Source organism: Martelella alba, assembly GCF_005217455.1.
Classification (GTDB): Bacteria; Pseudomonadota; Gammaproteobacteria; order Enterobacterales; family Enterobacteriaceae; genus Acerihabitans.
On sequence record NZ_SZPQ01000117.1, the window covers coordinates 1 to 1,597 of the forward strand.

A 1,597-nucleotide genomic window follows, 5' to 3' on the forward strand; every position below is an offset into this window, starting at 1 on the left:
CGCCGAATTGCATCGCGGCGGCGAGGAAGCGCGGCCGAGCGAGAGCCAACGTGGGGTATAACGGCTAAGTCACCCTAGTCCGGCGGAAATGACATGGAAAATGGCCATCCACGGGTGATGCACTGCTTTTGAAAGCGAAATCTGTTGAGTTAAATTGTCGACAATAGGCAATTTTAATGATGATCTCGCTGTGCCGTTAGCGAGATCATCGGCCTGACGCGTCATTAACCCGCCGTCATAAATCGCTGCGTTTGACGGCCCTTCGCCGACGTCAAACCGGCCAGTTCGATGGAGAACGTGATAATGAAGACAACAATGTTCCAGGGGGCGACCGGCAGAGTTTTTGTATTGATCTGCTCTATGTATTTCATCGAATATATCGATCGGGTGAATATTTCTATCGCCGCGCCGTTGCTCAAAACAGAAATGCATCTTTCCAATACCCAATTGGGCCTGATATTGTCCGCATTCGGTTATTGCTATGCCCTATTCCAGATTATCAACGGCTATTTTGGCGATAAGATTGGCCCGCACCGTATGCTGGCGCTATCGGGTTTGTTATGGGCGGCGGGCACGTTGGCCACGGGACTGGCCGGAGGATTGATCGCGCTATTTTTCAGCCGAATGCTGGTGGGGTTGGGCGAAGCAGGCACCATACCGAACGCCACCCGGGCCATGGGCAATTGGGTACCGGTGGCGCGCCGCGGATTCGCCCAAGGTTTCACCCACTCTTCAGCTCGCGCCGCGGCGGCCATCACGCCGCCGATCATGGTGGCGCTGATTCCGCTTATCGGCTGGCGCGGCGCCTTTATTGCGCTCGGTTGCGTCAGCTTGGCATGGGCCGCGCTGTGGATAGGGTATTTTCGCAACGATCCGCGCCGGCACCGCGGCGTCACGCCAGAGGAAATCGCCCGTCTGCCGGCCTACACCGGTCCGGCCCATCATACGCCGGTACCTTGGCTCGCCCTGGCCCGGCGCATCCTGCCGGTCACGTTGGTGTTTTTTTGCCATGCCTGGGCGTTATGGTTGTATTTAAGCTGGCTCCCCAGTTTTTTCGTCGGCGAATACGGCATCAATCTCAAAACATCCGCCCTGTTTACTTCCGGCGTATTTATCGCCGGCGTGGTGGGGAATACCGCCGGAGGATTACTAACCGACGCGTGGTATCAACGTAGCCGCAATATCAACGCCGCGCGACGTAATATCATCATCATCGCATTTCTCGGTTCGCTGATTTTCATGTCATGCGTCTTGTTTATACGCCAGCAGGACATCATCGCCTTATGTCTGGCCGCCTCGCTATTTTTCCTGGAATTGGCGGAGGGTCCCATCTGGGCGGTGCCGCTGGATGTCGCGCCGTCCTGTGCCGGCGTGGCGAGCGGTTTCGTTAGTACATCGGCGGGTATTGCGGGCGTAGTATCGCCGCTGGCCTTCGGTTATATCAGCGATGTGACCGGGAGTTACCGGCTGCCGTTTATCATGTCGATAGCGTTATTGTTCTGCGGGGTGGTACTGTCATTCGGTAATCCCCCCGAAAAACCGGTGTGTTCATAAGTAGAATTTTCTCGTAACCTGAATCGGGGAGATCTCTATGAAA

At 55.9% G+C, this 1,597-nt stretch carries 1 protein-coding gene; it reads left to right on the forward strand.

Translation table 11 applies throughout. The features are described from left to right. Positions 1-303: 303 nt before the first annotated feature. Complete coding sequence (locus FCN80_RS25850) at positions 304-1,554, forward strand: MFS transporter (protein ID WP_136993223.1); 1,251 nt, start codon at positions 304-306, stop codon at positions 1,552-1,554. The last annotated feature ends 43 nt before the right edge of the window (positions 1,555-1,597 follow it).